Below are 7,242 nucleotides of genomic sequence, written 5' to 3'. Positions count from 1 at the left end.
GGGCGCCGGCGCCCCTGCTCCAGTCGCTTGAGATGCTCCTCCGACACCCCGGCCAGCCGCGCCAGCTCGTCGCGGCGCAGCCCCGGGACCCGGCGCGTCGTCGGCGGTGTCGGCGGCCGTATTCCCACCGTCTCCGGCTTCAGCCGCGCCCGGTGTTCCCGCAGCGCAGCGCCGAAATCATCGTTCGTCCGCACCTGGTCAGTGTGACAGCACCAAGATCGACAAGACACCCCTGGGGGGATGGCGTCAGGGGGCCGGTGTACCCAGCGACACCCGTGGTTCGGGCCGTACGCCCAATGTGATCGAAGCGCCCCGTCCGTAGCGTCTTACTCATGGCACAGAGAGTGTCCGACGGAAGGAACGATCATGATGCGTCGTAAGAACGCGAACCGGCCGGCCAGGAACGAGGACGCTCTGCGGCTGGCTCAGGTCACCAAGGTCTACGGGTCGGCCGAGAACGCCGTGACTGCCCTTGACGGCGTGTCGCTGACGCTTCCCGCCGGGTCCTTCACGGCGGTGATGGGGCCGTCGGGTTCGGGGAAGTCGACGCTCCTCCAGTGCGCGGCGGGCCTGGACCGGCCCGACAGCGGGCGGGTCGTGGTCGACGGTGAGGAGATGACCGGCGGCAGCGAGGCGGCGCTGACGAAGTTCCGCCGCCGCCGGATCGGCTTCATCTTCCAGCAGTACAACCTCCTGCCGACCCTGACCGTCGCGCAGAACACGGTGCTGCCGCTGAAGCTCGCCGGGCGCCGTATCGACCGGGCCCGCGCCAGGGAGATCCTGACCCAGGTCGGTCTCGGCGAGCGCCTCGGCCACCGGCCCGACCAGCTCTCCGGCGGCCAGCAGCAGCGCGTCGCCATCGCCCGCGCCCTGGTCACCGAGCCCAGCGTCGTCTTCGCCGACGAGCCCACCGGCGCCCTCGACATCCGCAGCGCCCGCGACGTCCTGAGCCTGCTCCAGGAGACCGTACGGGTCCACGGCCGCACCGTCGTCATGGTCACCCACGACCCGGTCGCCGCCTCCTACGCCGACTCCGTCGTCTTCCTCGCCGACGGCCGCCTCGCCGGACAGATCGACCGCCCCACCGTCGACGCCGTCGCCGATCGCCTCGCCCACCTCGGCGACACCGTCCACCAGGACAACGCCGTCCCCTCGTTCGCCCACACCACGTTCGCGGGGGTGTGACCCATGTTCTCTCTCGCCATGAGCTCCATCCGCCGGCGCCCCGGGCGCTTCATCGCCACCCTCCTCTCCACCTTCCTCGGCGCCGCGGTCATCATGACCTTCGGCTCGATGCTCGACACCGCCGCGGCCCCGGGCATCGACAGCGCCAGCAAGGAACCCATCACCACCGCCGCGAACGTCGTCGGCGGCTACGGCGCCCTCCTCGTCTTCTTCGCCATCGCCTCCACCCTCACCGTCAACGTCCGCCAGCGCCGCGAGGAGATCTCGCTCCTGCGCCGCAGCGGGGCGACTCCCGCGCAGATCAAGCGCATGGTGGTCTTCGAGGCCGCAGTGGTGGGCATCATCGGCTCCCTCATCGCCATCGGCCCCGCGACGGTCGGCGGCGAGCAACTGCTCAACGTCTTCAAGGACAGCGGCCAGGTCGCCGACCACGTCGACCATGTCTTCGGCCCGATCGCGATCAGCCTCGGCGCCTCCATCACCCTGCTGGCCTCCGTCGGCGCCGCGTTCCTCGCGGTCCGCCGCGCCACCAAGGAAGCGGCCGGCGGCGCCACGTCCCGTGGCCGCGCGAAGAACGTCGCCGGCTTCGCCGCCCTCCTCCTGGGCGCCGGCGCCGTCGGCTCCACCTTCGCCATCGACAAGACGGCCGTCGCGCTGATGGCCGCACCCGGCTACGGCGCCATCCTGCTCGCCGCCGGCTTCGCGATCCTCTCGCCCGCCCTGCTGCGCGTCCTGCTCCGCGTCCTGTCCGGGCCGCTGACCCTGCTCGCCGGCGCCAGCGGCTATCTGACCGTCCACAACATGCGCCAGCGCGCCAACCAGCTCTCCAGCGTCCTCATGCCGCTGATCCTCTTCATCAGCATCGCCACGGCCATCTTCTACATGCAGATCATCGAGAACGACGCGGCCAAGGCCGCCGGGCTGACCCGGTCCAGCGACGACAAGAGCATCCAGACGCTCAACTTCGTCATCGCCGGCATCATCGTGATCTTCGCCTGCATCATGCTGGTCAACAGCCTTTACGCGGCGACCACTTACCGCACCAGGGAGTTCGGTCAGCAGCGTCTCTCCGGCGCCACGCCGGGCCAGGTGCTGCGCATGATCGGTCTCGAATCGCTCATCCTGACCGTGTTCGGCGTCTTCTTCGCGACGCTGTCGGCGCTCGCCGGGATCGTCTCCTTCAGCATGGTCCGCACCGACACCGCCATCCCGGACCAGAGCCTCACGATCTGGCTGGTCGTCGTGGGCATCGGCGCCGTGGCGACGATGGTCACCAGTGTGGGTACGGCCTACCGGGGCCTGCGCAGCCCGGCCGTCGAGGCGGTGGCACTGGCCGCCTGACATGACGCGACACGGGATACGGGTACGAACGGAACGCCGCCGAAGGGCAGTCGCACACCGCGACTGCCCTTCCGGGCGTTCCGGGCCCGCCCTACTCCGTGTCGTACGCGCACGGCGACACGACCGAACCGCTGAACCGGCCCCCGTCGCCGTTCCCGTCCTGCCACTCGAAGAGCAGCCGCGTGTCACCGCCGTCGTCGGACGAGCCCGCCCGCGAGGCGCGGAGCGTCAGACTCTCCGCCGGTCCCGCCGTCTCCGCCGCCCGGTGCGCCGTCCCGTCGAACTTCTCGTACGCGTCGATGTCCCAGCCCTCGTCCTTCAGATGCCGGTGCAACCGCTTCAGCGCGGGCTTGGCATCGGCCTCCGTCACCCCGTCCGTCTCCCACCGGTCCGCGAGGCTGTACGCGTGCTCCACCGGCTCGTCGGCGATGCTCTCCAGTCCGCCGGGGTAGCAGAGCGCCGGGTCCGACGGGTCCGGGTCGGTCTCGGGTCCCGTGCCGCCGTCGAGGCCCAGCACCCCGTACGCCTCGTGCGAGACGGCGCTGAGACGGCTCATCATCTCCTCGGGGGCGACCCGTTCGTACTCCTCCGGCGTCCCGCGCTGCACCGTGTACGTGACGAGGAAGCCGAGTACGACCAGAACCGGTACCGCGACGAGCAGCCCGCAGCCGATGCCCACGCCCCGCAGCGCGCCGCTCCCGGCCGAGTCGGTCAATTCCTTCGTGTCGTCCATATGATCGACGTTATTCCCGGATACCCGAATGTGGGGATCCGCTCATGTACTCATCTCGCAGCCGGAATCGTCCGACCCCGCTCGTATGCTCGGACATATGACGACGAGCGCCCCGTCCCCCGCCGCCCCCACCGCCAACGCCATGCGCCGCGCCCTCAAACGTGCCAGGGACGGTGTCGCGCTCGACGCCGGCGAGGCCGCCGTCCTGCTCCAGGCGCGCGGCGACGACCTGTTGGACCTCGCCGCCTCCGCCGCGCGGGTGCGCGACGCCGGGCTCGAAGCCGTCGGGCGCCCCGGGATCATCACGTACTCCCGCAAGGTCTTCATCCCGCTCACCCGGCTCTGCCGCGACAAGTGCCACTACTGCACGTTCGTCACCGTCCCCGGCAAGCTCCGCCGCGCCGGACACGGCATGTATCTGTCGCCCGACGAAGTCCTCGACATCGCCCGCGAGGGCGCCGAAATGGGCTGCAAGGAAGCGCTGTTCACGCTCGGCGACCGGCCCGAGGACCGCTGGCCCGAGGCCAAGGAGTGGCTGGCGGCCGAGGGGTACGACGACACACTCGCGTACGTACGGGCCATGGCCATCCGCGTACTGGAGGAGACCGGACTCCTCCCGCACCTCAACCCCGGCGTCCTGAGCTGGACCGACTTCCAGCGGCTCAAGCCCGTCGCGCCCAGCATGGGCATGATGCTGGAGACCACCGCCACCCGTCTCTGGTCCGAGCCCGGCGGCCCGCACCACGGCTCCCCGGACAAGGAACCGGCCGTACGGCTGCGCGTGCTCGAAGACGCGGGCCGCTCCAACGTCCCCTTCACCACCGGGATCCTGATCGGTATCGGCGAGGACTACGAGGAGCGCGCCGACTCCCTCTTCGAGCTGCGCCGCACCGCCCGCGCCTACCACGGCATCCAGGAAGTCATCGTCCAGAACTTCCGCGCCAAGCCCGACACCGCGATGCGCGCCATGCCCGACGCCGAGCTGGAGGAGCTGGCCGCGACCATCGCCGTCGCCCGGCATCTCCTCGGCCCGGCGGCCCGGATCCAGGCCCCGCCCAACCTCGTCGACGAGGAGTACGCCCTCCTCATCGGCGCCGGCATCGACGACTGGGGCGGCGTCTCCCCGCTCACCCCCGACCACGTCAACCCCGAGCGCCCCTGGCCGCACATCGACCAACTGGCCGAGCGCACCGCCGCCGCCGGGTTCGAGCTGCGTGAACGGCTCACGATCTACCCGGAGTTCATCCAGCGCGGCGAGCCCTGGCTCGACCCGCGCGTCATGCCGCACGTGCGCGCGCTCGCCGACCCGGCGACCGGGCTCGCCCGCACCGATGTGACCCCGGCCGGGCTGCCGTGGCAGGAGCCCGACGAGGGGTTCACCGCCACCGGCCGTACCGATCTGCACCGCACCATCGACACCGAGGGCCGCACCGGCGACCGGCGCGACGACTTCGACCACGTGTACGGCGACTGGGACGCCCTGCGCGAGGCCGCCGCGCCCGGCATGGTGCCCCAGCGCATCGACACCGACGTCAGGCAGGCACTGACACAGGCCGCCGCCGACCCCACGAAGCTCACCGACGACGAGGCGCTCGCCCTCCTGCACGCGGACGGCCCGGCGCTCGACGCGCTCACCGGGATCGCCGACGAACTGCGCCGCGAGGTGGTCGGCGACGACGTCACGTACATCGTCACGCGCAACATCAACTTCACCAACGTCTGCTACACCGGCTGCCGTTTCTGCGCCTTCGCCCAGCGCCGTACGGACGCCGACGCCTACACCCTCTCCCTCGACCAGGTCGCCGACCGTGCCGCGCAGGCGTGGGACGTCGGCGCCGTCGAGGTGTGCATGCAGGGCGGCATCCACCCCGACCTGCCGGGCACGGCGTACTTCGACATCGCGCGCGCCGTCAAAAAACGCGTCCCCGGCATGCACGTCCACGCCTTCTCACCCATGGAGGTCGTCAACGGCGCGTCGCGTACCGGTATGTCGATCCGCGAATGGCTCACCGCCGCGAAGGAGGCCGGGCTCGACTCGATCCCCGGCACCGCCGCCGAGATCCTGGACGACGAGGTGCGCTGGATCCTCACCAAGGGCAAGCTGCCGACGGCGACCTGGATCGAGGTCGTGGAGACCGCGCACTCGCTGGGCATCCGCTCCAGCTCCACGATGATGTACGGCCATGTCGACCAGCCCCGGCACTGGCTGGGCCACTTCCGCACGCTGGCCGGTATGCAGCGCAAGGCGCTGGAGGCGGGGCGCGAGGGCTTCACCGAATTCGTCACGCTGCCCTTCATCCACACCAACGCGCCCGTCTATCTCGCCGGCATCGCCCGCCCCGGACCGACCACCCGCGACAACCGCGCGGTCATGGCGATGGCGCGCCTCCTGCTCCACCCGTACATCACCAACATCCAGACCAGTTGGGTGAAGCTCGGCACGGAGGGCGCGGCCGAGATGCTGCGCTCCGGCGCGAACGACCTCGGCGGGACGCTGATGGAGGAGACCATCTCCCGCATGGCGGGCTCCAGTTACGGCTCGTACCGCTCGGTCAAGGACCTGGTCGCGATCGCCGACGCGGCCGGGCGCCCGGCCAGGCCACGGACCACGCTGTACGGGGAGGTGCCCGAGGAGCGCGTACGGGCGGCGGAGGCGTCCGACGGGCACTTGCCGGAGCTGTTGCCGCTGCTGCCCGCCGAGTAGTTCCCGGGGGCGGAAGGGGTGGCCGGGGACGAACCGGCCACTCCTCCGGCCACTCGCTCCGCCCGTGCTGAACCGTCCGTTCCCGTTCGATTACAGTGCTGCGCCAGAGCGCGTTCCACGACACGGGAGGAGGGACGCGTGAACAGGCCAGCCACCGCAATATGGGGCCGGGCGGAACAACAGGACTTCCGCAGCCGCGTCCGTGGGTGCCTTCTCGGGGGAGCCATCGGCGACGCGCTGGGAGCGGGGGTGGACACGCTCACCCTCGACGAGACCCGCTCCGCGCACGGCGCCGAGGGCGTCACCGACTTCGCCCCCGCGTACGGCCGGCGCGGCGCGGTCGCCGCCGCCACCCAGCTGACCCTGTTCACCGTCGACGGCCTCATCCGCGCCCAGGTCCGGCGCGACACCGGCGCCTGGCACCCACCGACCGACGTGCACCGCGCGTATCTGCGCTGGGCCGCCACCCAGAGCGACTGGGGGCCCGACGAGCGCCGCAAGGACAACGGCTGGCTCGCCCAGGAGGAGTGGCTGTACGCGCGCCGCGACCCCACGCGGCCCTGTCTGACCGGGCTGGCCGACGACGTGCTGGGCACCCTGGAGAAACCCAAGAACCCCACCGCGCGGGACGCGGGCGCGCTGGTGCGCTCGGCGCCGTTCGGGCTGCTGGTGGGCTGGGAGCCGCAGCTGGTCTGCCAGTTGGCGGTCGAGTGCGCGGCGCAGACGCACGGCCACCCGACGGCGTATCTGTCGGCCGGCGCGTACGCGGTGATCGTGCACGGCGTCGCCCGCGGCGACAGCGTCGACGCGGCCGTCCAACGGGCCCTGGCACTGCTGACCCAGCGCCCCGGCCACCAGCCGGTCACCGACGCGCTGGGGCAGGCACTCGGAGCCGTACGCCAGGGCATCCCGACGCCGGGCCGGGTCGCGGTGCTCGGGGAGGGCGGGGCGGCGGAGGACTCACTGGCGGTGGCCGTGTACTGCGCGCTGGTCGGCGAGGACGTACGCCACGGCCTGCGCCTGGCCGTCAACCACGACGGCCCTTCGTCGGCGACGGGGTCGCTGTGCGGGGCGCTGCTGGGGGCGATGCACGGGGAGACGGCGCTGCCGCCCGCGTGGCTGGCGGAGCTGGAGGGCCGCCCGACACTGCTGGAGATCGCCGACGACTTCGCGATGGAGATGACACAGGGCCCGGCGCTCCACGGCCCTGCGATCACCTCCTCGGCCTGGCTGACGAGGTACCCGCGGGGCTAGGGCCTGTCCGCGAAGTCCCGTCTGG

The 7,242-nt window shown here is 71.6% G+C and carries 6 protein-coding genes; 4 read left to right on the top strand and 2 right to left on the bottom strand.

Annotation, left to right across the window (positions count from 1 at the left end; translation table 11 throughout):
• Positions 1-194, bottom strand: a 194-nt coding sequence (locus BHU15_RS38575; protein WP_141726877.1) for a helix-turn-helix domain-containing protein, incomplete at its 3' end; no start/stop codon positions are given.
• A gap of 172 nt (positions 195-366) precedes the next feature.
• Here BHU15_RS38575 and BHU15_RS24965 point away from each other — a divergent pair.
• Together BHU15_RS24965 and BHU15_RS24960 are read left to right on the top strand one after the other, a co-directional pair.
• On the top strand, positions 367-1,185 hold the full coding sequence (locus BHU15_RS24965; protein WP_069629256.1) for an ABC transporter ATP-binding protein: 819 nt from the start codon (positions 367-369) through the stop codon (positions 1,183-1,185).
• Positions 1,186-1,188: 3 nt separating this feature from the next.
• On the top strand, positions 1,189-2,526 hold the full coding sequence (locus tag BHU15_RS24960; protein ID WP_069629255.1) for an ABC transporter permease: 1,338 nt from the start codon (positions 1,189-1,191) through the stop codon (positions 2,524-2,526).
• Positions 2,527-2,617: 91 nt separating this feature from the next.
• On the opposite strand, the gene BHU15_RS24955 is transcribed toward BHU15_RS24960, so the two are convergent.
• The gene (locus BHU15_RS24955) at positions 2,618-3,259 is read right to left on the bottom strand and encodes a hypothetical protein (protein ID WP_069629254.1); all 642 of its coding nucleotides are present in this window, start codon (positions 3,257-3,259) and stop codon (positions 2,618-2,620) included.
• A 97-nt stretch (positions 3,260-3,356) separates the two neighbouring features.
• On the opposite strand from BHU15_RS24955, the gene BHU15_RS24950 reads away from it, so the two are divergent.
• Together BHU15_RS24950 and BHU15_RS24945 are read left to right on the top strand one after the other, a co-directional pair.
• Positions 3,357-5,963, top strand: coding sequence for a bifunctional FO biosynthesis protein CofGH (locus BHU15_RS24950; RefSeq protein WP_435896993.1), 2,607 nt, complete (start codon positions 3,357-3,359; stop codon positions 5,961-5,963).
• 138 nt (positions 5,964-6,101) lie between these two features.
• Positions 6,102-7,217, top strand: a complete 1,116-nt coding sequence (locus BHU15_RS24945; RefSeq protein ID WP_031231086.1) for an ADP-ribosylglycohydrolase family protein — start codon at positions 6,102-6,104, stop codon at positions 7,215-7,217.
• Positions 7,218-7,242 lie beyond the last annotated feature (25 nt).

Source organism: Streptomyces niveus, assembly GCF_001723055.1.
GTDB classification, from domain to species: Bacteria; Actinomycetota; Actinomycetes; order Streptomycetales; family Streptomycetaceae; genus Streptomyces; species Streptomyces niveus.
Note: the sequence above shows the minus strand (reverse complement) of the source record. Positions and strands in the feature narration are given on the sequence as shown.